This window comes from Pseudomonas aylmerensis, assembly GCF_001702265.1.
Taxonomy (GTDB): domain Bacteria; phylum Pseudomonadota; class Gammaproteobacteria; order Pseudomonadales; family Pseudomonadaceae; genus Aquipseudomonas; species Aquipseudomonas aylmerensis.
On the sequence record NZ_MAUE01000024.1, the window covers coordinates 50,600 to 74,696 of the forward strand.

Sequence of the window (24,097 nt, forward strand, 5' to 3'; positions counted from 1 at the left end):
GTCACTTGGGCTGGAATACCTGGACATGAGCAAAAGACAGCTGAAACTGGGCGCCCTGACCATGGGCTGCGGTGGGCCCGGGCGCCACAACCTGTGGCTTGACCCACACCTGCCGGCCGATGCCAGTGTCAACGTCGACTGGTATATCGACATTGCGCGCCAGGCAGAGGCAGCGCTATTCGACTTGATGTTTATCGTCGACAGCCAGTTCATCACACCGGGGTCGCCCTCCCATTACCTCAATCGCCTGGAGCCGTTGACCCTGTTATCGGCGCTGGCCGTGAGCACGCGGCATCTAGGCCTGGTCGGCACGCTGACGACCTCCTACAACTCGCCGTATAACGTCGCGCGGCGCCTGGCATCGCTGGACCTGATCAGCAAAGGCCGCGCCGGCTGGAACGTGGTCACCAGCGGCGACGCCGGCACGGCCGGCAATTACAGCCGCGACGAGCATTATGATTACGACACCCGCTACGGCCGCGCCGCTGAACACGTGCAGGTGGTGCAGGGGTTGTGGAACTCCTATGAAGACGATGCCTTCGTGCGCGACCGCTCCACCGGCCAGTTCTTCGACCCGAGCAAACTGCACAGCCTGAACCACAAGGGCGAGCATTTTTCCGTGGTCGGCCCGCTGAACATCCAGCGTTCACCCCAGGGCCAGCCGGTGATCTTCCAGGCCGGTGATTCGGAACAAGGCCGCGCCCTCGGTGCCGCTACCGCCGACGTGATCTTCACCCACGCCGCCAGCATCGAGCAGGGCCAGGCGTTTTACCAGGATGTAAAGGGCAGGGCGGCGCGGCTGGGCCGTGACCCGCAGCACCTGCTGGTAATGCCCGGCGCAGAAGTGTATGTCGGCGACACCGACGCGCATGCACGTGAAATCGAGCAGCATTACCATCACGTCGACCATAGTTTTGAACTCGCCCTGAAGGAGTTCGGGCGCAACTTCGGTTGGCATGATTTCAGCCAGTACGACCTGGATGCGCCGTTTCCGCAAGAAAGCCTGGAGGCTGCGCGCAGCAGCTTCTTTACCGCAGCCAAACGCATTGCCGACCAGGCGCGCGATAAGGGTTTTACCTTGCGCCAGGCCGTTGAGTTTGGTCGACAACTGCGTCCGGGTGCCTTCGTGGGCACCGCCGACACCGTCGCGCGGAAAATGGCTGAGTGGTTCGAGGCGCGCGCCGTGGATGGTTTCAACCTCTATATCGGGCACCCAGAGCAATTCAATCGGTTCACCCAGGAGGTCATTCCGTTGTTGCAGGAACGAGGGGTGTTCCGCACGGCGTACGAAGGCACGACATTGCGTGAAAACCTGGGGCTGGACATTCCTCGGTTTGCACGCGGCGGCTAGCGATCCAACAGGTGTTCAGGCGGGTGGGCTGCCCGGTGCTGACGGCTTGTGTCGTCGGCAACGCTGCGAGCAGTAGCGCACTTCATCCCAACAGCGTGCCCATTTCTTGCGCCAGGCGAAATCCAATCCACAGACCACGCATTTTTTCACCGGGAGTTCGCTCTTCTTCACAACCACTCCCCGGCATCGAGCCTGGCGAGCAGTGTCTGGCCGCGGTCCCAGAGCGCTTGTTGTTTGGGCTCAGTCATTCGGTCGAGGTTTTTGTAGACCATGCCCATGCGCGGATTGCTGCGCAGAAGGTCGCCGTGACGCATGAGGAAGTGCCAGTAAAGCGCATTGAACGGGCAGGCGTCATCAGTGGTGCTTTCACTGACCTTGTACGCGCAGTTGCCGCAGTAGTCGGACATGCGTTTTATATATTGCCCACTCGCGCAATAAGGCTTGGAGCCCAGGTAGCCGCCGTCTGCGTGCATGACCATGCCCAGTGTATTGGGCAACTCGACCCAGTCGAACGCGTCCATGTAAATCGCCAGGTACCAGTCGCAAATCTGATTCGGCGTGATGCCGGCCAGCAGCGCAAAGTTGCCGGTCACCATCAGCCGCTGGATATGGTGGGCATAGGCATGCTTCAGGCTTTGGCCGATCGCCTGGCGCATGCAGTTCATTTGGGTCTCGCCCGTCCAGTAGAACTCCGGAAGCGGCCTGCTGTTGCCAAACAGATTGCCGCTGGCGTAGTCCGGCATTTTCAGCCAGTAGACACCGCGGACATATTCGCGCCAACCGATGAGTTGGCGGATAAAACCTTCGGCGGCGTTGAGGGGAATCCTCTGCGCCCAATACGCCGACTCGACGTCCTGGCACACCTGGCGCAGGTCCAGCAGGCCGATATTCAGCGCGGCGCTGATCCGGGCATGAAACAGGAAGGGTTCATCGCTGGCCATGGCATCCTGATAGTCACCGAACGCCGCCAACCCCCAGTCGAGGAAGTACTCCCACAGCGCCTGGGCGTCGGCGTGGGTCACCGGGTAGTCAAAGGAGCCAAGGTCGCCATAATGTTCGGTGAAGTTCTTCGCCACCAGCGCCAGCACCTCCTGGGTGATGGCATCTGCGGTAAAGCGCATCGGCAGGGGCGCTCTCACCTGCTTGGGCAGCGCCTTGCGGTTGTCGGCATCAAAGTTCCAGGCGCCGCCCACCGGGCTGCCGTCGCCATTGACCAGCAGGCCGCTCTTGCGCCGCATCTCACGGTAGAAAAACTCCATGCGCAGCTGCTTTTTGCCGGCGGCCCAGGACGAGAATCCGGACCGGGTGCAGAGGAAGCGGCTATCGGTATGCCACTGGATGGCCAAGCCGCATGTCTTGAGGGACTGCTCCAGGCGCCAGTCACCGCACTCGGTCAGATGCAGCGAGTCGGGCTGCAGCAGCAACTGCCAGCGCTGCAACTCGCCCGGCACCGAGCCGCTGTTGTGCGGATCATCGAGGGTAACGTAATGCACGCGGATGCCCCGCTGTTGCAGCGCCTGGGCGAAATGGCGCATCGCGCTGAAGATCAGTGCGATCTTCTGCGGGTGATGGGCCACGTGGCTGGCTTCCTCCATCACCTCGACCAGCAACACCGTGTCGTGTTCGGCATCCAACGCCTTCAAGGAGGCCAGGTCAAAAGACAACTGGTCGCCCAGGACCAGGCACAGTCGGTGAGTCTTATCCATTGCAGAACATCGCCGACCACTGCGATTTGTTGTACATAGCCTATGTCCTTGTATAAGTTTTTAACACGATAGGCTTAAAGGGATGGACTGACAATCCGCCATAAACAGAAAACCCGACACAGCGGTCGGGTTCTCTATTGAAGCGTTTTTATTCCCCGCTCGCTTTAGTTGCCCAGGGCAGTACGCGTGTGTTCGCCGTCGACCAAGCGCGCAATGCCAAGCGGGTTGGCATCTTGAAGCGCTTCGGGCAAGAGGGCGTCGGGGTAGTTCTGGAAGCAGACCGGACGCAGGAAGCGATCAATCGCCAAGGTTCCCACCGACGTGCCGCGCGCGTCGGACGTCGCCGGGTAAGGCCCGCCATGCACCATGGTGTCGGTGACTTCAACACCGGTTGGATAGCCGTTCAACAGGATCCGTCCGACTTTCTCCTGCAGCAAGCCGGTCAACCAGCTGTATTCGAGCAACTCATCGGCTTCGCCCAGCACGGTGGCGGTCAGTTGCCCGCGCAGCCCATTGAGTGCGGCGACCAGTTGCGCCTGGTCGGCGACTTCAATAACGATGGTGGCAGGGCCGAACACTTCTTCCTGGAGCAATTCGTCACCGTTGAGCAGCAGGCTGACATCGGCTTTGAACAATTGTGGCTGGGCCTGTTTCCCTTGCTGAGGATTGCCCGCCAGGTGCTCCACGCCCGGATGCGCGTGCAGGTGTTGCAGACCGCTGGCATAGCTGGCCAAGGCGCCTGCGTTGAGCATCGTCTGGGCCGGCTGGTCATGCATCTGCGCGGTGAAGCGTTGCAGGAAGGCGCTGAAATCTGCCGATCGCAGGCCAATGATCAACCCGGGATTGGTACAGAATTGCCCGCAACCCAAGGTCACCGAGCCGGCCAACTCCTTGGCGATGGTCTCGCCGCGCACTTGCAGGGCCTGGGGCAGAATAATCACCGGGTTGATGCTCGACATCTCGGCAAACACCGGAATCGGTTGCGGACGTTGCGCGGCCATCTTGCACAGCGCATTGCCGCCCTTGAGCGAGCCGGTGAACCCCACGGCTTGGATGGCGGGATGTTTCACCAGCCACTCGCCGACGCCCCCGCCATAGATCATGTTGAACACGCCGGCGGGCATACCGGTGCGCTGCGCGGCCCGCATGATCGCGTCCGCGACCCATTCAGCGGTCGCCATGTGGCCGCTGTGAGCCTTGAACACCACCGGGCAGCCCGCTGCCAGGGCAGAAGCGGTGTCGCCACCGGCAGTCGAAAACGCCAGCGGGAAGTTGCTCGCGCCGAACACGGCGACGGGGCCCACCGCGATCCGGAACTGGCGCAAGTCAGGGCGGGGCAGGGGCGCTCGATCCGGCAGGGCGCGGTCAATGCGCGCACCGTAGAAGTCGCCTCGCCGCAGTACCTTGGCGAACAGGCGCATTTGCCCGCTGGTGCGGCCACGCTCACCCTGGATACGTCCGGCAGGCAAGGCGGTCTCACGGCAGACGGTGCTGACGAAATCGTCGCCGAGGGCATCCAGCTCGTCAGCGATGGCCTCCAGGAACTCGGCGCGGCGCGCGGCTGGCAGGTTGCGGTAAATCGGGTAGGCGGCGCCGGCCGCCTTGGCTGCCGCGTCGACCTCGTCTTGTGTGGCCTGGATGAAGTGGCCCGGGAGGGCTTCGCCGGTTGTCGCATCGAAACTGTGCAGCTGCACGTTGCCCGCGCCAAGTCGCTGACCACCGATGTAGTTCTGACCGAGAATCTGAGTCATGTCAGGGTTCCTGATTGGAGGATGAAGAGAAATGCCAGGCTCGACACCGACAAACTAAAGCGGCTCCGCATCGTGCGGGACGACGGGAGCCGGTGTGTCGAAGTGAATGCAGGGCCTTAAGTGATCGCACCGATCTGCCAGGGCACGAATTCGTTCTGGCCGTAGCCATGCTGTTCACTTTTGCTTTTGTCGCCTGAGGCGATGCGCAGCATCATGCGAAAGATGTATTCGCCGCGCTCCTCAATGGTCATGGTGCCGTCGGCAATCCCGCCGCAGTTGACGTCCATGTCCTCTTCCTGGGTTTCCCACAGACGGTTGTTGGTGGCGAGCTTGATCGACGGCGAGGGTGCACACCCATAAGCCGATCCGCGCCCTGTAGTGAAGGCAATCAGATTGGCGCCGCCGGCGACCTGGCCGGTGGCGGAGATCGGGTCATAACCGGGGGTGTCCATGAACACCAGGCCGTGGGCCCTGACGGTTTCAGCGTATTCGTAGACGTCGACCAGATCGGTCGAGCCGGCCTTGGCCACGGCGCCGAGGGATTTTTCCAGGATGGTGGTCAGGCCACCGGCCTTGTTGCCCGCCGACGGGTTGTTGTTCAGCTCGGCATCCATGCGCTTGCAGTAGGCTTCCCACCAATGAATGCGCGCGATGAGTTTTTCACCCACTTGCTGGCTGACGGCGCGACGGGTCAGCAAGTGCTCGGCGCCGTAGACCTCCGGGGTTTCCGACAGGATCGCGGTGCCGCCGGCGGCCACCAGGCGGTCCACGGCATTGCCCAGCGCCGGGTTGGCGGTGATGCCCGAGTAACCGTCCGAACCACCGCATTGCAGGCCGATAATCAGGTGTTTGGCGCTGACCGGCTCACGCTTGACCTGGTTGGCTTCGGCCAGCAGCGACTTCACTTGAGCAATGCCACTGGCAATGGTCTTGGAGGTGCCACCGGTGCCCTGGATGGTAAATGTGCGCAACGAATCGCTGCTTTCAAGGCCCTGGGCGGAGAGCAATTCGGGGATCTGGTTGGTCTCGCACCCCAGCCCAATCAGCAGCACCGAGGCAAAGTTAGGGTGGACGGCATAACCGCCCAGTGTCCTGCGCAGCATGGCCAGTGCCTCGCCGCCGGGGTCGACTGCGCAGCCAACGCCGTGGGTGAGCGCAACGACACCATCGACGTTGGGGTACTCGACCAGCGCTTCAGGATGAATGTCGCGGCGGAAGTAATCGGCAATCGCACGCGCCACCGTCGCCGAGCAATTGACCGAGGTCAGAATGCCGATGTAGTTGCGGGTCGCGACACGGCCATCGGCGCGCACGATGCCCATGAACGTCTCTGCGGTGGGCGCAGGACTGCCTTTGGCATCGACGCCGAAGGCATAGTCCCGAGAGAAATCGCCCATTGCGACGTTGTGGACGTGCACATGCTGTCCCGCTTCGATTGGCTGGCTCGCGAAGCCGATGATCTGCCCGTAGCGGCGCACGGGTTGGCCCACGTCGATATGACGCGCAGCGACTTTGTGGCCGGAGGGCACCGGCTCAAGTACCTGGATGCCTTCGGCCTTGAGCTCCAGGCCCTTGATCAGCGGTTGCCGCGCGATCAACACATCGTCGAGCACATTGAGTCTGATCACGGCATTGGCAGCGGTCTCGCTGCCTGTTGTAGTTATGAGTTGCATGACGGTTGCCTCGGTTTTTCAGGGAGCGCTATGGAGTCGGGCAGGTCAGGCCAACCCACGCTCGCGATAATCAATCAGGCTGGAGAACAGCATCAATCCTGAAGCCATGACGACGAAGAAGATCAGCGCCAGGAAGTACGAACCGGTGAATTGCACGATCAGGCCGATCAGGATAGGCACGATCACCCCGACCATATTGCCGCAGAAGTTCATGCTGCCGCCCAACACGCCGGCTTTGGACTGGCCGCCGAGAATGGCGGGCAGGCACCAGTACATGCCGCACCAGCGAATGAAAAACAGCGCGACACAGAGCAGCGAGATAACCACGACGGCGTCACTGCTGTAGGCCACGGCGAGGATACAGATCGCAGCAATTGCGGCGGAGCCTGCGAACATGCTGCGCATGACCGTGTTGGGTTGGCCGCCGGCAGCCTTCCATTTATCCGACACCCAACCACCAAACAGTTCGCCGATGAAGCCGCATATGAAGATCAGGAAGGTGGCGCCGCCCATGGCCTTGATGTCGAGGTTATGGGCTTTGTGCAAGTAGCTTGGCATCCAGGTCAGCAGGCCGTAGAACACACTGTTGTAGCACGCGTACCCCGCGAACATGGCCAGTACCGAACGACTCTTGAGCAGGTCCTTGAGGATCGCCTTGCGTCCACCGGTGGCTTTCTTCGCGGCTTCGTTGGCATCGGTGATGTAGGCCAGCTCTGCAGCATTGACTTTCGGGTGTTCACTGGGATGGTTCCTGATGTACCACCACGCCCATATGCCCACGACCATGGTGCCGACGCCCGCGATGACGAATGCGATCCGCCAGGAATCAAACCAGGTGATCAGCCCTGCGATCAGGATTGCGCCCAGTGCAGTGCCCAGCGGCGCGCCGCCGTCAACCAGGGTGGCGCCGCGCCCGCGTTCATTGGGCGTCAGCCAGGCACCGTTGAGCTTGGCGCCGGCCGGCATGATCGGCGACTCCGCGACACCCAGGCCGATGCGGGTGATGAGCAACGTGATCCAGTTATGCGCGCCGCCCGCCAAGGCCTGGAACAGGCCCCAGCCGACCGTGGCAATGCCGACGATATTGCGCGTCTGGAAACGGTCGAGCAGCATGCCGCCGGGGATCTGCATCAGCGCGTACGACCAGAAGAATGCACTCAGCATCAACCCTTCAAGCGCCGGCGTCATGTTGAAATCAGCTGAAATCAGCGGCAGTGCAACCGACAGTGAAGCCCGGTCGATGTAGTTGATGGCCGAGAGCAGCAGCAGGAGCAGGAAAATCCTCCAACGTACGGTGGTCGGGCGGGCGGTGATGGCGGGACTCGCTGTCGTAGCGGTAACGACCTGTGCATTGCCAGTGGTCATTTTCATCTCACTCTTATGTTTATTATGAAATGCAGCCTTGCTTGAGGCCCGATCAAGGGCCGCATCGGTCAGAGCGTCTGTACTTCTCCAGTGTTGAAGGCGGGTGCAACCACTTCGATGGTGTTGCACAGCGGTTCACCGAACTCACGCATGCTGACTTCGAAACGGTCGCCCGGCTGGGTCTTGATGTTATCGGCTACCGACAGGGTGGCGGTGCCGAAGAAGTGCACATGCACGTCACCTGGACGCAGGAACTGGGCGTACTTGAAGTGGTGGTACTCAAGGTTCTCCAGGCTGTGGCACATGTTGTCCTCGCCACTCAGGAACTCTTTCTCCCATAACACGGTGCCGTCGCGCCAGATCCGGCTGGTCCCCGCCAGGTGCCGGGGCAACTCGCCCACGCGCAGCTCTGGCCCATAGGAGCAGTTACGCAGCTTGGAATGTGCCAGGTAGAGGTAATTGCGACGCTCCATGACATGGTCGGAGAACTCGTTGCCCAAGGCAAAGCCCAGGCGGTAGGGCTTGCCGTCTTCGCCGATCACGTAGAGACCGGTCAGCTCTGGTTCTTCACCCGCATCTTCGGCGAAGTCCGGCGACTGGAAGGCCTGGTTCGGGCGTACCACAATGGAACCGTCGCCCTTGTAGAACCATTCCGGCTGGGCGCCCACTGTTCCTGCCGCCGGACGGCCGCCGTCGAGGCCCCATTGGAACATTCTGGCGGTGTCGGTAAGTGCGGCCTTGTCGTCGACTTTTTGCTGGTGCATCTGGTCGCGGGTGGAGGCGCTTCCCAGGTGGGTCAGGCCAGTGCCGCTGATCAGGCAGTGCGCGGGGTCTTCATGGTCGAGGGGCGGCAGGACTCGGCGGGCTTCCAGCACGTGGGTATAACCTTCAGGACCGAGGGTGGTGCCCCTGGCCTCGACTTCCTTGAGCAGGCTGCGACCATTGGCAATCGCGGCGAGGGCAAGCGTGCGGGTGCTGGATGCACCGTTGACGACTTGAATCGAGTCGCCTTCGACGACGCCGACTCCACGCTGGCCAGTGGAGTCTTCAAATTGGATTAATCGCATGGAGGAGCCTCAGCTTGTTGTTATCGTTGGGGCCACTTTAAATTTCCAGGCTGTTGCTGCCTAATGAGAGTTACGACCCGAGCGATAACTTTCAGGTATATCCATGCTTCCGTCCTTCTCATCCATCGTATCTCGCCTGAGGCTCAAGCAATTGCGCCTCTTGATTGCCCTCGACGAGCACGGCTCGGTGCGCAAGGCGTCGGAGATCATGGCGCTGTCTCAACCCGGTGCCACCAAGGCATTGCAGGAAATCGAAACCATCTTCGGCTCAAGCCTCTTCGAACGCACGAGCAAAGGTTTGGAAGCCAACGACCTAGGCCGCTGCGTGATTCGTTATGCGCGTTTGATTCACACCGACCTCGAGCACCTTCGCGAGGAAATGGTCGGCATTCTCAAGGGACACGGTGGACGCCTGGCGGTGGGCACCATCATGGGAGCCGTGCCGGCATTGGTGGAGAGCCTGGCGCGCCTTCGCGATAAACAGCCGGAGCTGTCGATTGCAATTGTCGAGGACACCAGCTCGCGGCTATTGAGCTTGCTGGATCAGGGTCGGTTGGATGTGGCGATCTGTCGAACCAGCGTCAGCCCACGCCCGACGGCTTACCAAACCCGTTTCCGCGCACAGGAGCCGCTGGTCGTGGTGGCCAACCCGGGGCATCGACTGGCCCGCGCGCAGACGCTGCAACTCGCCGACCTCATGGACAGCCATTGGGTAGTCTTCCCGGTGAATATGCCCATGCGTCTGACTTTGGAACGCGAGTTTCGCCAAGTGGGGTTGAGCTTCCCGCTGTACGCCATCGAGACCTCATCGACATTCACGACCTTGTCGCTGTTGCTCAAGGACCCGAACCTGGTCGCCGTCATGCCGAACGATGTGGCGCAAATGGCACTCGACCACGGCATGTTGGTCAAGCTGGCGTTGACCATTCAGTCGACCAGCGAGCCCTATGAAATCGTGACGCGGGCCGATGTGGAGTACACGGCGCCGATGGTTCTGTTGATTGAAGAACTCACCGGTGCAAGCGTGAGCCCAGCAGCAGGCGTTTGATAGGACTGAAGCGTCCCGTGTTCAAGTACCTGCGCCGTTGAACATGCTCACCAGGCTGTGCGGTGCGTCGTCACCAAACAGCAACTCATGCAGTTCATTGCACTCTGCAGCCGTTTGCGCGCTGCGCGGGAACATCGCCTGTTCGTACGCGTGCAGCGCGGCTTCGACGTCATCCGGGTGTGAGGCGATGGCTTTGCCGAGTTCGGCGCCATCGTACATGGCCAGGTTGGCACCTTCGCCATTCGGGGCTGCAAGGTGTGCGGCATCCCCCACCAGCGTCACGCCCGGCACTCGGTTCCAGTGGTGTTCAACCGGCAGCGTGAAGAGCGGGCGCCATACCAGTTCGGTGTCACTGTGGGTAATCAGTGCCGTGATGGCAGGGGACCAGCCTGTGAATACCTGCGCGATCCGTGCTGCCGCTGTTGGCGTGTGAGTGAAATCGATGGCGGCAAACCACTCCTGGGGCGCGGTGATGGCGACATAGGTGTGCAGCGTGGAGCCCGCCTCACGGTGCGCCTGGATGCCTTTTGCGGGTTGCACGGCGAACATCGCACCGCCCCCTACCGCCTGGGCGGTGGCGGGGTGGCGGGTGTCGCTGTCGTACAGGTAGGTTTCAATGAACGAGCGGCCCATGTACTCGGGGACGGCGGTGCTGAGCAGCGGGCGGACTTTAGACCAGGCACCGTCGGCCCCCACCAGCAGGTCGGTGACAACGTGAGTGCCGTCGGCGAAGGTCACCTCATGGCGACCCGCGCCCAGGGCACGCACGCTATTGACCTTGTGGCCCCAGCGCACGGTACCGGCAGGCAGTGAATCGAGAAGCATCTTGCGCAGCTCGCCACGCATGACCTCGGGACGCCCACCAGTGCCGTCGTCGGGTTGGTCCAACAGAACGGTGCCGTCCCAATCAAGCACTCGAGTCGCCTCGCGACCTTCCAGGACAAGGGCGCGGAATTCATCCGTCAGGCCCGCCGCCTGCAAAGCCAGTTGGCCGTTGTAGTCGTGGATGTCGAGCATCCCGCCTTGCGCGCGTGCGGTTGCCGACGGCTCGGCTTCATAGACCGTGGCGGCAATGCCGTGGACGTGCAGGACACGCGCCAGGATGAGGCCGCCCAGGCCAGCCCCGATGATTGTGACGCAGGTGTGCATAAGGTACCTGTTGGCTGTGAGAAAGGGGCCGGCTGCGCGGCATGTCCCGGCCATCGTTGGCCGGAGATTTTTACCCTATTTTGCCGGCAGAAAGGGGTAGGCCTGCAACCAATGATTGTTCAGCCAAGCCGCGGGGCGCTACAGATCAGGCGCAGTCATTCCAGCGGGGACGTGCAGCGCATCTCCACAGCCTGCCAGCAATACCAATCCATTCCTCGCAGGGCTGATAGGAATAGGCAAGCCTCACAGATGATCCGGCATAGGTCGGCAGCGGTGACTTGACTACCATCAGTACTCATTAACCGAGAGGCATATGCATGAGCACTCACAAAACCCTGTTCATCACCGGTATCAGCAGCGGCTTTGGCAAGGCCCTCGCGACCGAGGCATTAGCGGCCGGTCACCGTGTGATCGGTACCGTGCGTAATGAGGCAGCCCTTGAAGCATTCGAGGCGTTGTCTGCCGAACGTGCCCACGGGGTGATTCTGGATGTCACCGACTTTGCGCGGATCGACAGCGTCGTCGCCGACATGGAGACCCGCTACGGCCCGGTGGACGTCCTGGTGAACAACGCCGGGTACGGCCACGAGGGGATTTTCGAAGAGTCGTCGCTGGAAGACATGCGCCGCCAGTTCGACGTCAACGTGTTCGGCGCAGTTGCCGTGACCAAGGCCTTTGTGCCGTATTTCCGGGAGCGTCGCCGCGGACACATCATCAACATCACGTCCATGGGCGGCACCATTACTATGCCTGGGATCGCCTACTACTGCGGCAGCAAATTCGCGCTCGAAGGCATCTCCGACACGCTGAGCAAGGAGCTCAAGCCGTTCAATATCTTCGTGACCGCCGTGGCGCCGGGCTCGTTTCGCACCGATTGGGCCGGCCGCTCCATGCAGCGTACGCCGCGCAGCATTGCCGACTACGACGCCAGCTTTGATCCGGTGCGCCAGGCGCGTGAAGCCAAGAGCGGCCACCAATTGGGCGACCCGCAGAAGGCTGCGCACGCCATGCTGCAGTTGATCGCCAGCGACAATCCACCGGCCCACCTGCTGCTGGGCAGTGACGCGCTGGGATACGTGCGCGAAAAACTTGAGCAATCCCTGCGCGATATTAGCCACTGGGAGGCACTGACGCGTTCTACGGATGGTTAAGAAGCCGGGAATTGGCAAGGGAGGAGGGTGGTTGTCACCCAGCCGCCTGGCATAAGGCGCGTGTCTTCACGCTGGATGTCTCCTATCGCTCTCATACCCAATGATTTTGGAGATTTTCGCTACGCACGATCGCATTGATCTGCTGCAAGTGACTCATGGACGCCAGAGCCAGGCTTGAGCCTTGGGGGGCATGGAGGGCAGCCTGAGCCAAGACTCTCTGCCGAAACTGGCTGAGCTGGGCAGGCGTCAGGTACTCGGCTTGGTCTTCCCTCTTACCCTTGATCCGGACCAGCACCTCTTCTGGTAGTTGAGTACTTTTAACTTCGCATCCGAGCAGTAAAGTGGCCAGATCTGCCAGGCTGCGCACTTCTATTTCCTTAAGTTTGCCGCCGTTTGCACCACCCGACAGTGGGTGATTCTGATTTTGGTATGAATAGAGCTTGGTGGCGTTGCCCGAGTGGTCATGAATAGGGTGGGAGGAAAGATTCCTGAGTTTTTCAAAACCAAACACTACCGGTATTACCGTGCCTTTATTGAGCAGGCTCAAATAAGGCGCTTTACCCTGCTCCAACGCCTCGCGTAGTTTGCAAGCCCACTGCGTATAAAGGACCTCCAGCGCTTTACCTTCGAGCACACAGTCGGGGGCGTTCTCGAACTTAAACGTTATGCTGCGAGGAAGTTTCACCGCGTTGACGCTTTGCTCAGGGGGCGCGGTGAGCAGCTTGCTGGCAGCACCGGAAACGATATAGGCATCATGCAGAAAGTTTTGCAGCCACGCGCTACCCTCAGCATCGATAGCCTGGGGATCTTTTATAGCGAGCGTCACCGGCTTGTAAGTCAGCGAAAGTGGCGAACCTCGATCCGTTGAGTGTGTGAGGATCTGGGTCAAACGGTGTTGCTGGGCGCGGGATGACGCGTTAGAGGGCACAATCCCGAGGCCTCGTGAGTAGGTACGGGCCTTGGTGCGCAGATTTTTACGGGTCGTGGCATCCGTGGCACTTTCAGGCGTTCGATCAGAGAAAAATACCCGACCATTCAACGACTGTGAGCCCCCCTTGGCATCATTGACACCGCCCTTGAGCGAGCCAGAGGTCAGTATTTCCAGGCCCCAGGGGGAACCATGCAGGGCTTCGGGCTTGATGTAGCCCAGAGGTGCAGTAGGGTTTAAGGATTGCAACAAGGCAATGCGCATGCGGGAGAGGCTGCGCTTGTCCAGGTCACGCATGCTCTCCAGCACATCGATAGGCGAGCGACGTTCGCTATCCAGCACGTCGGCGCGCCTGCCTTCGATGCGCGCTTGCAACACCTGCTTGCTATCGCCGCGGGCCACAGCAGCATGAATCGGGTCGTTAGTGTTGCAAATCATCAGCGGCGCTATCGAAGCGCTATTGCCGGGAGGAACACAACTCATACCATGGCTCCAAACTTATTCAGCGTGCAGCTTAGTGGCGTTGCTGTCCTTTCCAGTTCTATTGCACCTATTGATATCCCTAGAGCGTTCAACATCTGATGTACGCGGGCATTTAGATGCCGCTGCATTTTCCCAACGACTCTTTTGATCGAATCGGTGTCAGGCACAAATGCCGCCCATCTGGTGAGGGCGGCCTTGTCTCTGCGTTAGGTCGACGCTCAATTGCCTCTGTAGGTCGAGAAACCGTAGGGACTGAGCAGTAGCGGGATGTGGTAGTGCGCAAGGGTACCGTCTACTTCAAAAATGACCGGTACTTCGGGGAAGAAACTCGAGACTTTGTGAGCCTTGAACCACTCACCGGTTTTGAAGGTGACACGGTAGGTGCCTTTCTCCAGGGCCTTACCTTCCGGGTACAGGCCGGGAATACGCCCTTGCTCGTTGGTCGCAGCGCTGTTGAGCAGGTTCCAGTTGTTGCCGTCCTGTTTTTCCAGCGTGACATTGACGCCCGGGGACGGCAGACCATCTTGCAGGTTGAGTACATGCACGCTGAGCGGGTTTCCTGCCGCGAATGCCAGCGAAGAGGCGACACTCAATACAACGCCAGCGAACAACGATTTTAATCCAGTCATGAGGATGTCCTTAGTTTTTGACGGTAGGTAGAATTTTGTTGATCGCGGCTAATGCGCAACCTTCATCGGTTGCTGCACCACCGGCGCCGGCCACGCCTATTGCGCCAATGACTTGCCCTTCAAACAGCAATGGCACTCCGCCGCCTAGCAGCAATAGCTCATGTAGGGTGTTGAGGTTTTCCGCATCGGGGGTGCTGCGGGCACGCTCTGCCAATAGCCGTGTCGGGGTCTTGGTCGATAGGGCGGTATAGGCCTTGCGCTGGGCTGCCAATGTATTGTGTGGGCCAACGTTATCGTCACGCTGCAGGGCGACTAAATTGCCTCCTCGGTCGACAATTGCCGCAACACCTGTACGACCATCGGCATGACACGCTGCCAGCGCGGCATTCAGCAAATCATTGGCGATTGCCAGTGATACGTCGTTGCGCTGCACAACTTGATCCGCAGATGCAACCGCGAGCGCAGAGCTCATTGCGAGTGGCATCAGCAATAAGTTCGATAGGCTTGTCCGCATGCTTTTTCCTTTGTTGGGTCTGGCTGAGTCGTGGTCAGGCAGGATGACGCGTGCGGGCCGTCAGAATGATTGCCTGATGATTACCAAGATGTAATGTGCCAAAACGCTCAGGCGCGCTAGCCTATGCTCCAGTTCTGGAGGAAAAGATGCGTATCCTGGTTGTTGAAGATGAAGCGAAAACCGCGGATTACCTGCACAAAGCCCTGACTGAATCGGGCTACGTGGTAGAAGTCGCCCTGGATGGCCTGGAGGGCCAGTATCTGGCGCAGGAAAGTGAGTTCGACTTGATCATTCTGGACGTCATGCTGCCGCGCCTGGACGGCTGGCAACTGCTCCAGATCATTCGGCGCAAGTGGCAAACCCCGGTGCTTTTCCTGACCGCCAGGGATTCTGTGGAGGATCGGGTCAAAGGGCTCGAGTCAGGCGCCGATGATTACCTGGTCAAACCTTTTTCCTATGCCGAGTTGTTGGCGCGCGTACGTACGCTGCTGCGCAGGGGGCCGCCCCGTGAAGTCGAGCAGTTCCTGGTTGCAGACCTCAGCCTGGACCTGTTGCGCCGCAAGGTCACGCGCCAGGGTGAACGGCTGACCCTGACCAACAAGGAGTTTGCCTTGTTGCACCTGCTGGTCAGTCGGGAAGGCGAGGTGCTATCTCGCTCCTCGATTGCTTCGCAGATCTGGCAGATGAACTTTGACAGCGATACCAATGTGGTCGATGTCGCCATTCGGCGACTGCGCGCCAAGGTTGACGATCCTTACCCGCTCAAGTTGATACACACCGTGCGGGGCATCGGCTACATGCTTGAGGTGCAATCCTGAAACTGTTTCCGCGTACCCTGAGCTTGCGCCTGGCGGTCATGTTCGCGTTGGTCAGCGCGTTGCTGCTGGGCTCCATCGGGTTTTATCTTTATCAGTCGCTACAGCGAGAAATCGCGTGGCGCGATGACCAGGCGCTGCTCGGGCGCCTGGAGCGCATGCAAGCACTGATCAACGACAGTGTCAGCGTCGAGCAACTCAGAAATCGGCCCAAGCTCTACGAAAACATGCTGGGCAATCGCGACAACCTGCTGTGGATTGTCGATGACACCGGCCAGGTACTGATCGAAATCAACCCCGTCAGCATGCGCTTGCCCACGTTACCGGCTGCGGCCCAGGCTCAGCTCGGTGACGGCGACTCTTCGGTGCCAGTGCGGCTTGCCTGGCAGCATGTCATGCAGGGTGGTCGCGGCTTGACGCTGATTGCCGGCAAGTTGTTGAGTGAGCGCGAGCAGATGCTGGCGGCTTACCGTCTCAAGCTCTGGCTCGCCCTGTCAGTCGGCGCGCTGCTGGCTTTTGTGCTCGGCGGGTGGGTCAGTCGACGAGGCTTGCAGCCTGTGCGCAGGCTGGCTCAGCGCGCCGCCGCGATTGATGTGCAACATCTGCATCTGCGGCTGGACGAGTTCAACGAGCTGAGTGAGCTGCAAGTGCTCAGCCATGCGCTCAATCAAATGCTTGCACGTCTTGAAGGCGGGTTCGCCCAGCTATCACGGTTCTCGGAAGACCTCGCCCACGAGATGCGTACGCCACTGAGCAACCTGATGGGGCATACCCAGCAAAGCTTGAGGCACAGCCGCTCCATCGAGGACTATCAAAACCTGCTGGTGTCGAACCAGGAAGAATATGAGCGTCTGGCGCGGATGATCGACAGTATGCTGTTCCTCGCACGGACTGAGCAGCCGCAAGCATCCGTGCAGGACGAACTCATCAACCTGCATGAACTGGTCGAGCAACTGTGTGAGTATTTCGAAGGTGTGGCGCAAGAACGCGACGTCACCCTGATTAATCAGGCCCATGGCGAGTTGCGTGCCGATCCGGCCTTGATCCGCCGAGCCTTGGCTAACCTGGTGGCCAACGCCCTGCGCTACGGTTCTCCCGCGGCGGAGGTGATTATCCGCAGCGTGGTGCGCGAGGCTGGGGTCGAAGTCTCTGTACACAACCAGGGCCCGCCCATTGCCGCGGAGCACCTACCGCGACTTTTTGAGCGCTTCTACCGGTGCGACCCATCACGCAATCAGCCGGATGATTCCGGGGGCCTGGGGTTGGCCATCGTGCATTCAATCATGCAGTTACATGGCGGCCGGGTGACCGTAGACAGCCGTTCATCAGGAACGAGCTTTCGCCTGGAGTTTCCTGCGCAAAACCCTCGCGTTGTCTGATTCAGCGTCTAACGACTAAGTGTAAGGAGAGAGGTGCTTTTCGCAGCGCCTCTTTTTTTTGTGGGCGTCAATGACCAGCGGTGGTCATAAAAAGTGGAACTCCCGCTCATCCCCACCGGTCAACTTTTCTGTCCCGATAAGACGCCTATTCCTCTGGTCGCCAGAGCAGTTGGCTTAATTTGAGTTTCCACTGACACGAAGGTTTATGAATCATGAAAAGTGAACAGGTAGAAGGTGTTGCAGAAAAGCTGACTGGCAAGGCACAAAGCGCCGTGGGAAAACTGTTCGGTGATTCGAAGCTGGAAGCCGAAGGCGCCGGACGCCAAGCGGCGGGTCAGCTGACCCAGACTTACGGCGACGCACTGGACAGTGTTTCGACGTTCGTTAAAGAGAAGCCTGTTGCCGCACTGGCAATCGGCGCAGTAGCACTGCTGGTGCTTGACCGTCTCCTGCGGCGCTGAGCCAGGAGTAGGCCGTCAATAGCTTTTCCGAAACCTTCCTTCTGACTCTCCAGGGCTTCCCAGCAGGAGAGGAGGAGGGAGGCGATTCAGGCAGGCATCCACGCTGCTGATCTCGCTGGCTCGCCGCGTCGGCAGCCGCATCGTAGAGGCCTCTAACGGCTGCACTGGGTCGTATCCGAAGTTGTCAGCTGTGATTGATCATCTACACCATCATGGCCTGTTCGCCAGGAGCTTTCGAACCTCGGCGATGATCAAGTCGATATTAAATGGCTTGGCCAATACAGCATCAAACAAATCTGATCTTTGCATACCGATATGTGCCTGAGCACCGCTCATCAAGATAATCGGCAAATGGCCAGCGGACGGGAGGGCTCGGACAGCTGTGGCGAATTCCAGGCCATCCATGACCGGCATCATAAAGTCGGTAATGATCAAGGCTGGCTGTTCTCTATTGAGCACCTCGAGTCCTTTTTGACCATTGCTGGCGGTCACCACCATGAACCCCTCATCCTCCAGCGCGAAGCAGAGAATATCAGCGATCAAATACTCGTCGTCGACGACCAGGATGGTGGTCATGTTAATACAACCTGCTCAAAAGCTTAAAAAGTTGAACCGTGGCATGAATCAGTGGGGACTGAGGGTTCATGTCTTAAAGCCTTTTTCAGGAAAACATCATGATCACGGATGACGACCTCAAATCGAGAGGGATCGTAAGAGCTGTCTCTTACTTTAAGAATGGATAGCGTCCTGCTTAGTTCAGAGTGATTCTCAGAGAACCGCATCAGCATCAGATTGTCGACGATGCTGGACAGGTCAGAGTTCGGTGCACTGACCTCTGAGCCAAAAAGATCGCGCATTTCCCAGGACGCAAATACCGTAACGCCCCTGGATCGCAACTCGTTCATCAGCGCACTGAAGAAGTCAGTAATACGCGCGGGATTTGTCGAGACGCGCGTCATACCGCTGAGGCTATCGATGAACAGGCGCTTGATGCCCTTATCTTCAACGATGCTCAGCAATCGTGCCCCCAGGCCATCCAGCAGCCCTTCGGTAGTCGGCTGCCAGGCAATGTTCAGGGCGCCACTGTCTTCCATACCTTTGATATCGATACCCAGTGATTGGCCTTTAAGCCGCAACCGCTGTGGGCTCTCGTAGAAACCAAAATGCAGTCCCGGAGCCTCCACCGTCGATTCGGCCAGGAATTTGAGGCCCAGCGTGGTTTTGCCAATTCCTGATGGGCCAATGACCAGAGTCACACTGGAACTGTAAAGGCCTCCGCCCAATATGTCGTCCAGTGAGTCAATGCCACTGGCAATGCGCGTCATGTCGGCGCTGTCTGGGGCGGACGGGTGGCTGTAAAGACTTTCGAGTCGAGGGTAAACCACCAATCCGTTGTCGGTGATCTCACATTCATGAAGGCCTGTCATTGCCCCACTGCCGCGAGTTTTACGCAGTTGAATACGGCGCACCGAGCGAGTGCCATATAGTTCTTCACCCATCTCAATCACGCCGTCTACCATCGTGTGCTCAGGGCTGCCGTCATCGAGTCGCGAACTGGTAAGAAACAGGACGGTGCAACCGGCGAAAGCCGCATGCCCTTGCAACTCTGAAATGAATTTCTTGGTGTCGATGTGCGAATCGGCTTTTGAGCGCGCATTGAGCAAGCCGTCGACTACCATCACGGTGGCTTTTTGGCGACTTATCTCGCGCCGAAGCAGCTTTACTACTTCATCCAGGCCTTCGTTTTCCAGGGTGTCAAAAGCACTGACAAATTGAATTTCGGCGCCGACTTTGGACGAGTCGAAAAAGCTTAGCGTAGAAAGAAACTGAAACAGGCGGTCATGTGACTCGGCCAGAAGCGTGGCGACCAGAACCCGGCCTCCATTGCTCGCATGATGGAACCCAAGTTGGTTGGCGAGGATCGTTTTTCCAGATCCCGGGCGCCCTTGGATTATGTATGAAGCGCCTGCGACCAGCCCTCCCTTGAGCAGAGCATCGAGCCCTTCGATTCCACTTTGGAGGCGTTTTAGCTTTTCCACGTTGCGACCCTGATCTGAAAAAACAGGCTGTTTAAGCCGAGTGAGCCGGAATGCTAACGCCATTTTCGTTCTGGGGCCATTCTCGGCTAAAGCATGGCTGACTTAGAGCGTTATATGGCCCATTCCAGCCGCCTTGAACTCGGACTTAGACTCTCTAAAGTCACGGCGAAATCAGCCTTGCTAGCAGATGACCCTTTAATCTCGCAGTGATTCAATTGCAGTTAGAGACAGCGAGCGTTTGCGACAAGTGGAATGAAGTCAGGCAAAGCGTAGGAGGGGCGTTGAGCTGGCCTGATGCGTTATTGCCACACTCCCCGGGTGTTAATCGTAAGCGTCCGCCGATGTGCAACGAAGTCCACCGTTTTGAGGTTTTTATCCAGGCGCACGTCTGTTTCGGCCCATTCGCCCCCACCTTTTTGGCGCAAGCCGCCGTTGCGGCGGTCTCGGCGCTCATCCTGCTGGGTGTGAAGCTGCCGATGCCAACAGCTGAAGAGCTTGGAGGAGGGCGCCCACTCGGGCTGATTGCGCGGCAGCCGCGTTTCATCGCTGCCGCGACGTGCGGTGCGGCGTCCTACATGCTGATGAATTTCCTGATGACGGCAGCGCCGCTGGCCATGCACCTCTGCGGGCATTCGCAGGCCTCGGCCAACCTGGGACTGCAATGGCACGTCATCGCCATGTACGCACCCAGCTTCTTCACTGGCCACCTCATCACGCGGTTCGGTGCCGTTCGTGTTGCAGTAGCCGGCCTGGCGTTAACGGGGCTTTCTGCTGCAGTTGGACTTGGCGGGACCGAGGTGATGCATTTTGACGGCTCGCTGATCCTGCTGGGGCTGGGTTGGAATTTCGGCTTCCTGGGCGCGTCCGTACTGGTGCTGGAATGCCATCGGCCCGAAGAGAAGACGCGTCTTCAATCGCTCAATGATTTCATCGTGTTCGGCGTGATGGCGATCGGGTCTTTTTCATCGGGTGGGCTGCTGTCGGTATATGGCTGGAACACAGTGTTGTGGGTGTCGTTTTTACCGCTTGTATTGGCTGTCGTCGCGCTGGCACTGACTATCCCCAAGTACAAGGGCCTGTCGGTTTGATACGCCTGGTTGTCTGAGCCGCAATCTGTACGCGCCAAAGACGACCAGCAACTGGTGGATCTGATCAAGCATTCCTGGCTGCAGAGCGACGGCGTTTATAGCTATTGCAAAATCCAAAAAGACCTGCGCGAGGTCGGTGAGGATTGTGGCCGTCATCGTGTAGCGAGCGTATGAAGGCTGGTTGTATTTGGCGGTGGTGTTGGATATGTGTTCTCGTGAGGTCGTTGACTGGTCAATGACAGCGAAAATGACCAGTTGAAAAAGTACAGTGTCAGCTTTGCCCGTTGAGATAGTAGACGTAAAAAAGACTTCGCCGAATCAGTGCCCTAGAAAGCTCATGAACATCGCTAACATGATATGTGATTTAACAAGTGGGCGATGTCAGATGTTCATAAGCAGATCAGTAAGCCAAGAATGCTTGCCCAGCGCCCATGAAATTAACGCGCCTGTTCATCGATCGATGTTCACAGACCTAGTTTCCCAACCCACTTGGCCTCGTAGCCTCAATCTCTAACGGTCCCAATGTCCCGCAGCATTAATAGCTGGGGCGCTTCGGAGAAGGAGGTGTGCACCCACAGTGTAATTCTCCGATTACGAATGGTGCCTCAGGCGTAGGGCTTCTTGGCGAACTGTGCAGCAGCCATTCCTTGTGTCGTGGTTTGCTACAAGGGCTACCAGGCGTCGAGTGGAGCGACGGTCAATCTCTTTCTCAGCGCAAATAGTCCAGAGCTTGATCTGCCAGCATCGTTATCAGTGATAAACAACGTTTGCGTTCTAGCGTGCCGCCTTGGTAAGCCATATGCTTGGCCTCAGGCCGATAGTCGTTAGGTGAGGAGCAGTAATGCAGGAAATTCGGTTCTACCGTGCAAATGAAAAGCCTTATGGGGCTTTAAGCAACCTGTATAAGCGCGAAGTGTTGTTTGAGGATGTCTTGTATCCCACCTCCGAGCACGCTTACCAAGCGGGCAAGCCTCGCAAGGAAACCGTGCGGGATTGGATCCTTGCAGCTCCATCGCCAGCGCTAGTGGCAATGGCTGCTCACGGTCTTTACTGGTGGGACATCCGCCCGGGCTGGTCGAAAGTTAAATTTGAGCGCATGCGAGCCATTCTCCTGGCCAAGTTCACTCAGCATGAGGATCTGAAAGCGCTCCTGCTTTCTACCGGTGAGGCCCGACTCGTCGAGTCGGCCACTGTTGATAACGAGGTCAACAGGACTTGGGGGGAGGTCAATGGCAAGGGCAAGAACATGCTCGGCGTGCTGCTGATGGAGGTTCGCGACGAGCTTCTCAAGGCAGAAGCAAAGCCAGTAAGAGCTGTTAAAAAAACGCGGAAAGTTGATGTATCAGTCGACTAAATCAGCGGGCCTGACAGCACACTTCAAGCGGGTCCGTGCTACTGACCGCGATGGTGTGTGCCTTCTGCCAGGCAAGCTTCCCAAGTTGCGAGGCTGTCGCTGGTCCGCTTGAATGATTATCGCGGCCAGTGCACAGCTGCTGGGCAAACGAAAGAATCTCGTCGGGTGTAAGAACCCCCAGCAGCCCTCGAGCGCCTCGGGTTAGGCAGTTCATTGAAGAAAGCGCCTGACCAAACGCCAGCGCGTGTTCCACTTCGCTTTCCTTGAGGTCATTCCAGGCGTGCACGCGGTTTTGCTGTAGGGAGTAAACCAATCCAGCGGTGCACCAGTCACCTGCACCGGCAGTGTCTTCAATCTCCGGCAGGCGAAAGGCTGACAGTTGGCGCCATGAACCGCCGGAGGTTGGACCGCGGAAGCGCAGGCCACGTGGGCCTAGAGTCTGGATTTCAACCAGAATGGAGCTGGGGAGTGGTCGCGAAAACGAATGGAAGCGTTCATCCGCGTATTTGATGATGTGGACGTTCTGAAGAATTGCGGAAAAAAGATCTTCATCGTCGCCGGCAGTAGAGGGCTCGAAGACGACCAAGGCTCCAGACTCATAATAGGACTTGGCTAGCTCATAGCCTGCCTTGGTAGGCCGATCAAGATAGAACACATCGGTCGTTGATTGCCCGTGCAGAGCTTTGTTGACAATGCGGTCATCACACTCGACTACAGGGTAATGCTTCTTACCACAGCACGGGCAACTGAAGCTAAAGCGGTGTGTCGGAGAGCTACCAATTTGATGCGCTAATTGATGCTGGTAGATCACATTCGTGCGTTGGGAGCTGGAAAAATCTACGAATCGGAGATCTGCCCCAATGGCTTGAAGTTCATTGCAGAGTCGTTCGCCGGCAGGGTCTTGGCCAAAGCTTGCAACAGGCGTAGCGGCCCAACCCAGGGAACCCAGGATGGACAAAACGTTACCTGTCGACCCACCTAGTGCAGAACCCAAGCGGCGAGAGTCCGCTCCTAAAATCACGTCCAAGGCAAAGAGCCCGGTACCGACGATTCGATTCTGCTGCCACATACATCCTCCTCTCCATCTAGGGTAACCCTTACAGATGGCGTAACCAAGCGTGCCACATGCGGTCTGGCATCTCTGTTGAGACGGGTGGGACTATTTGCTGTTCACATCTATATCCCATCGTCTCCGAGTATACCACTGGAAGATCAAGCGCTATGGCGGCAAAAAGCATACCCAGGCTACCCATCTTGCTGCCGCTGGGCGACAAGATGGTACGTGGCGGGGTTTTTTGGAAGCCGTCCAGAGCAACTTCTCGGCCACAGTGAATGCGCTTGATCGTCTCGAACACATCCGTCGGATCTGACTCGTGTGCATAGATTATGTCGAGCAGGTTCACATCCCAATCTGAAAGAATCAGGTCATGAAATTCGCGCATAAGTTCATCGCCACGGCGAGGGTTCACTGCTGGGAAGGGGAGAATGGGGGCAACCTCGTCTGGACGTTCCTTACGAAAAATGCGCTCCAGCGAGTCATGGTTGTTCTCGGAAAGCTGAGGGATCCAAAGCTTGATCGCGTCTTTGACCTTATCGGTGTCCATATCTGCCTGGAAACCATGCATGTACTGCGGCGAGTCGGTGTACATGGCAGTGGTCTTCAGCGGAGAGGCAATACGATCAGCGATCACTACATGAGCGCTGGTCTTACTCTCGTATGCTTGCTTCACCAAAGGGAAACAGACGCCCCTGGACATAGTGGTCGCATCCACAATCACGTCGGTATAGCAATTTGCCAGCCATTTATCGAAGGTTGTGGCTGCATTCCTGCCGGCTGTGCTAGCTGTATCATCCGCGATAACAAGGACAGATTCGAAGCTGAGCTTGTGCCGGCTCAGCATTTTCATCAGCTCCTGCCTATTTTGCTCTGCAGCCTGCTCAAGGACCGGCGAAACCTCCGGGCGCTTTTCGATCAAGAAGAGAAAATCAAAGCACTCCAGATCGCAGATCATCCTTGGGAAGTACAGGCATGCGTCGTTGAAGCCCAGTGTGCCCACGAAAAGCGCTTTTTTGGGCAGAGTGAAGTAGCCGTTGAAAAACGCGTGACACTCCTCGGTGTCCTTGTGAGTAATCAAATTCACAATAC

The 24,097-nt window shown here is 58.6% G+C and carries 22 protein-coding genes and 1 pseudogene; 9 read left to right on the forward strand and 14 right to left on the reverse strand.

From position 1 onward, the window contains the following. The first annotated feature begins 25 nt into the window (after positions 1-25). Complete coding sequence (locus tag BBG20_RS16630) at positions 26-1,351, forward strand: LLM class flavin-dependent oxidoreductase (protein WP_065905252.1); 1,326 nt, start codon at positions 26-28, stop codon at positions 1,349-1,351. A 15-nt stretch (positions 1,352-1,366) separates the two neighbouring features. On the opposite strand, the gene BBG20_RS31870 is transcribed toward BBG20_RS16630, so the two are convergent. The 6 genes from BBG20_RS31870 to araD1 form a co-directional block, all read right to left on the reverse strand. Continuing rightward, positions 1,367-1,522: a DUF2256 domain-containing protein gene (locus tag BBG20_RS31870; RefSeq protein ID WP_083221410.1), complete on the reverse strand. Its 156-nt coding sequence runs from the start codon at positions 1,520-1,522 to the stop codon at positions 1,367-1,369. Beyond that, entirely contained in the window at positions 1,519-3,057 is a 1,539-nt protein-coding gene (locus BBG20_RS16635; RefSeq protein ID WP_065905254.1) for a cryptochrome/photolyase family protein, read from the reverse strand. The genes BBG20_RS31870 and BBG20_RS16635 overlap by 4 nt, the downstream gene beginning before the upstream one ends. A 164-nt stretch (positions 3,058-3,221) precedes the next feature. After that, positions 3,222-4,808, reverse strand: coding sequence for an aldehyde dehydrogenase (NADP(+)) (locus BBG20_RS16640; RefSeq protein ID WP_065905256.1), 1,587 nt, complete (start codon positions 4,806-4,808; stop codon positions 3,222-3,224). 116 nt (positions 4,809-4,924) lie between these two features. After that, positions 4,925-6,481: a UxaA family hydrolase gene (locus BBG20_RS16645; protein WP_065905258.1), complete on the reverse strand. Its 1,557-nt coding sequence runs from the start codon at positions 6,479-6,481 to the stop codon at positions 4,925-4,927. Between the two features lie 45 nt (positions 6,482-6,526). Further along, positions 6,527-7,846 (reverse strand): MFS transporter, encoded by a 1,320-nt coding sequence (locus tag BBG20_RS16650; RefSeq protein ID WP_065905300.1) that lies wholly within the window; start codon positions 7,844-7,846, stop codon positions 6,527-6,529. Positions 7,847-7,914: 68 nt separating this feature from the next. Further along, positions 7,915-8,913 carry an AraD1 family protein gene (gene araD1 / locus BBG20_RS16655; protein ID WP_065905259.1) on the reverse strand — a complete coding sequence of 333 codons (999 nt, stop codon included), beginning with the start codon at positions 8,911-8,913 and terminating at the stop codon, positions 7,915-7,917. A gap of 103 nt (positions 8,914-9,016) precedes the next feature. Between araD1 and BBG20_RS16660 the strand changes: the two genes are divergently transcribed. Further along, a complete protein-coding gene (locus BBG20_RS16660) occupies positions 9,017-9,961 on the forward strand; it encodes a LysR family transcriptional regulator (protein WP_065905261.1) in 945 nt (314 codons plus the stop codon). A gap of 21 nt (positions 9,962-9,982) precedes the next feature. On the opposite strand, the gene BBG20_RS16665 is transcribed toward BBG20_RS16660, so the two are convergent. After that, positions 9,983-11,110: an FAD-dependent oxidoreductase gene (locus BBG20_RS16665; protein WP_065905263.1), complete on the reverse strand. Its 1,128-nt coding sequence runs from the start codon at positions 11,108-11,110 to the stop codon at positions 9,983-9,985. Between the two features lie 317 nt (positions 11,111-11,427). On the opposite strand from BBG20_RS16665, the gene BBG20_RS16670 reads away from it, so the two are divergent. Then, on the forward strand, positions 11,428-12,261 hold the full coding sequence (locus BBG20_RS16670; protein WP_065905265.1) for an oxidoreductase: 834 nt from the start codon (positions 11,428-11,430) through the stop codon (positions 12,259-12,261). 91 nt (positions 12,262-12,352) lie between these two features. Here BBG20_RS16670 and BBG20_RS16675 read toward each other — a convergent pair whose 3' ends face one another. From BBG20_RS16675 to BBG20_RS16685, 3 genes are all read right to left on the reverse strand, one after another. Then, positions 12,353-13,672: a hypothetical protein gene (locus BBG20_RS16675; RefSeq protein ID WP_065905267.1), complete on the reverse strand. Its 1,320-nt coding sequence runs from the start codon at positions 13,670-13,672 to the stop codon at positions 12,353-12,355. A gap of 218 nt (positions 13,673-13,890) precedes the next feature. Beyond that, the gene (gene uraH / locus BBG20_RS16680) at positions 13,891-14,301 is read right to left on the reverse strand and encodes a hydroxyisourate hydrolase (protein ID WP_065905269.1); all 411 of its coding nucleotides are present in this window, start codon (positions 14,299-14,301) and stop codon (positions 13,891-13,893) included. Positions 14,302-14,311: 10 nt separating this feature from the next. After that, complete coding sequence (locus BBG20_RS16685; RefSeq protein WP_065905271.1) at positions 14,312-14,815, reverse strand: GlcG/HbpS family heme-binding protein; 504 nt, start codon at positions 14,813-14,815, stop codon at positions 14,312-14,314. Between the two features lie 146 nt (positions 14,816-14,961). Between BBG20_RS16685 and BBG20_RS16690 the strand changes: the two genes are divergently transcribed. The 3 genes from BBG20_RS16690 (at position 14,962) to BBG20_RS16700 (ending at position 17,470) form a co-directional block, all read left to right on the forward strand. Beyond that, a complete protein-coding gene (locus tag BBG20_RS16690) occupies positions 14,962-15,633 on the forward strand; it encodes a heavy metal response regulator transcription factor (RefSeq protein WP_065905273.1) in 672 nt (223 codons plus the stop codon). After that, complete coding sequence (locus tag BBG20_RS16695; RefSeq protein WP_065905275.1) at positions 15,630-17,009, forward strand: heavy metal sensor histidine kinase; 1,380 nt, start codon at positions 15,630-15,632, stop codon at positions 17,007-17,009. The genes BBG20_RS16690 and BBG20_RS16695 overlap by 4 nt, the downstream gene beginning before the upstream one ends. Before the next feature lie 212 nt (positions 17,010-17,221). Further along, on the forward strand, positions 17,222-17,470 hold the full coding sequence (locus BBG20_RS16700; RefSeq protein WP_065905276.1) for a CsbD family protein: 249 nt from the start codon (positions 17,222-17,224) through the stop codon (positions 17,468-17,470). A gap of 210 nt (positions 17,471-17,680) precedes the next feature. Here the strand turns inward: BBG20_RS16700 and BBG20_RS16705 are convergent, their stop codons facing one another. Next, on the reverse strand, positions 17,681-18,046 hold the full coding sequence (locus BBG20_RS16705) for a response regulator (protein ID WP_065905277.1): 366 nt from the start codon (positions 18,044-18,046) through the stop codon (positions 17,681-17,683). A 23-nt stretch (positions 18,047-18,069) separates the two neighbouring features. Beyond that, entirely contained in the window at positions 18,070-19,509 is a 1,440-nt protein-coding gene (locus BBG20_RS16710) for an ATPase domain-containing protein (protein WP_065905302.1), read from the reverse strand. Positions 19,510-19,790: 281 nt separating this feature from the next. On the opposite strand from BBG20_RS16710, the gene BBG20_RS16715 reads away from it, so the two are divergent. The 3 genes and pseudogenes from BBG20_RS16715 to BBG20_RS16720 all read left to right on the forward strand — a co-directional run bounded on the left by BBG20_RS16715 (position 19,791) and on the right by BBG20_RS16720 (position 21,951). Beyond that, positions 19,791-20,597, forward strand: a complete 807-nt coding sequence (locus BBG20_RS16715; protein WP_226939995.1) for an MFS transporter — start codon at positions 19,791-19,793, stop codon at positions 20,595-20,597. Next, a pseudogene (locus tag BBG20_RS32590) lies at positions 20,598-20,853 on the forward strand (IS3 family transposase); the annotation flags it as partial. It lies immediately after the preceding gene. 585 nt (positions 20,854-21,438) lie between these two features. Next, complete coding sequence (locus BBG20_RS16720) at positions 21,439-21,951, forward strand: NADAR family protein (RefSeq protein WP_065905278.1); 513 nt, start codon at positions 21,439-21,441, stop codon at positions 21,949-21,951. A 1-nt stretch (position 21,952) separates the two neighbouring features. Here BBG20_RS16720 and BBG20_RS16725 read toward each other — a convergent pair whose 3' ends face one another. Then, a complete protein-coding gene (locus tag BBG20_RS16725; RefSeq protein ID WP_065905280.1) occupies positions 21,953-23,020 on the reverse strand; it encodes a carbohydrate kinase family protein in 1,068 nt (355 codons plus the stop codon). 28 nt (positions 23,021-23,048) lie between these two features. Next, positions 23,049-24,092 (reverse strand): hypothetical protein, encoded by a 1,044-nt coding sequence (locus tag BBG20_RS16730; RefSeq protein ID WP_065905282.1) that lies wholly within the window; start codon positions 24,090-24,092, stop codon positions 23,049-23,051. Positions 24,093-24,097: the final 5 nt, after the last annotated feature.

Excerpts from the sequence above, each read along its gene's own strand:
- BBG20_RS16630 (WP_065905252.1), top strand. The coding sequence starts at position 26 with ATGAGCAAAAGACAGCTGAAACTGGGCGCCCTGACCATGGGCTGCGGT.
- BBG20_RS16635 (WP_065905254.1), bottom strand. The coding sequence starts at position 3,057 with ATGGATAAGACTCACCGACTGTGCCTGGTCCTGGGCGACCAGTTGTCT.
- BBG20_RS16640 (WP_065905256.1), bottom strand. The coding sequence starts at position 4,808 with ATGACTCAGATTCTCGGTCAGAACTACATCGGTGGTCAGCGACTTGGC.
- BBG20_RS16645 (WP_065905258.1), bottom strand. The coding sequence starts at position 6,481 with ATGCAACTCATAACTACAACAGGCAGCGAGACCGCTGCCAATGCCGTG.
- BBG20_RS16650 (WP_065905300.1), bottom strand. The coding sequence starts at position 7,846 with ATGACCACTGGCAATGCACAGGTCGTTACCGCTACGACAGCGAGTCCC.
- araD1 (WP_065905259.1), bottom strand. The coding sequence starts at position 8,913 with ATGCGATTAATCCAATTTGAAGACTCCACTGGCCAGCGTGGAGTCGGC.
- BBG20_RS16660 (WP_065905261.1), top strand. The coding sequence starts at position 9,017 with ATGCTTCCGTCCTTCTCATCCATCGTATCTCGCCTGAGGCTCAAGCAA.
- BBG20_RS16665 (WP_065905263.1), bottom strand. The coding sequence starts at position 11,110 with ATGCACACCTGCGTCACAATCATCGGGGCTGGCCTGGGCGGCCTCATC.
- BBG20_RS16670 (WP_065905265.1), top strand. The coding sequence starts at position 11,428 with ATGAGCACTCACAAAACCCTGTTCATCACCGGTATCAGCAGCGGCTTT.
- BBG20_RS16675 (WP_065905267.1), bottom strand. The coding sequence starts at position 13,672 with ATGAGTTGTGTTCCTCCCGGCAATAGCGCTTCGATAGCGCCGCTGATG.
- uraH (WP_065905269.1), bottom strand. The coding sequence starts at position 14,301 with ATGACTGGATTAAAATCGTTGTTCGCTGGCGTTGTATTGAGTGTCGCC.
- BBG20_RS16685 (WP_065905271.1), bottom strand. The coding sequence starts at position 14,815 with ATGCGGACAAGCCTATCGAACTTATTGCTGATGCCACTCGCAATGAGC.
- BBG20_RS16690 (WP_065905273.1), top strand. The coding sequence starts at position 14,962 with ATGCGTATCCTGGTTGTTGAAGATGAAGCGAAAACCGCGGATTACCTG.
- BBG20_RS16700 (WP_065905276.1), top strand. The coding sequence starts at position 17,222 with ATGAAAAGTGAACAGGTAGAAGGTGTTGCAGAAAAGCTGACTGGCAAG.
- BBG20_RS16705 (WP_065905277.1), bottom strand. The coding sequence starts at position 18,046 with ATGACCACCATCCTGGTCGTCGACGACGAGTATTTGATCGCTGATATT.
- BBG20_RS16720 (WP_065905278.1), top strand. The coding sequence starts at position 21,439 with ATGCAGGAAATTCGGTTCTACCGTGCAAATGAAAAGCCTTATGGGGCT.
- BBG20_RS16725 (WP_065905280.1), bottom strand. The coding sequence starts at position 23,020 with ATGTGGCAGCAGAATCGAATCGTCGGTACCGGGCTCTTTGCCTTGGAC.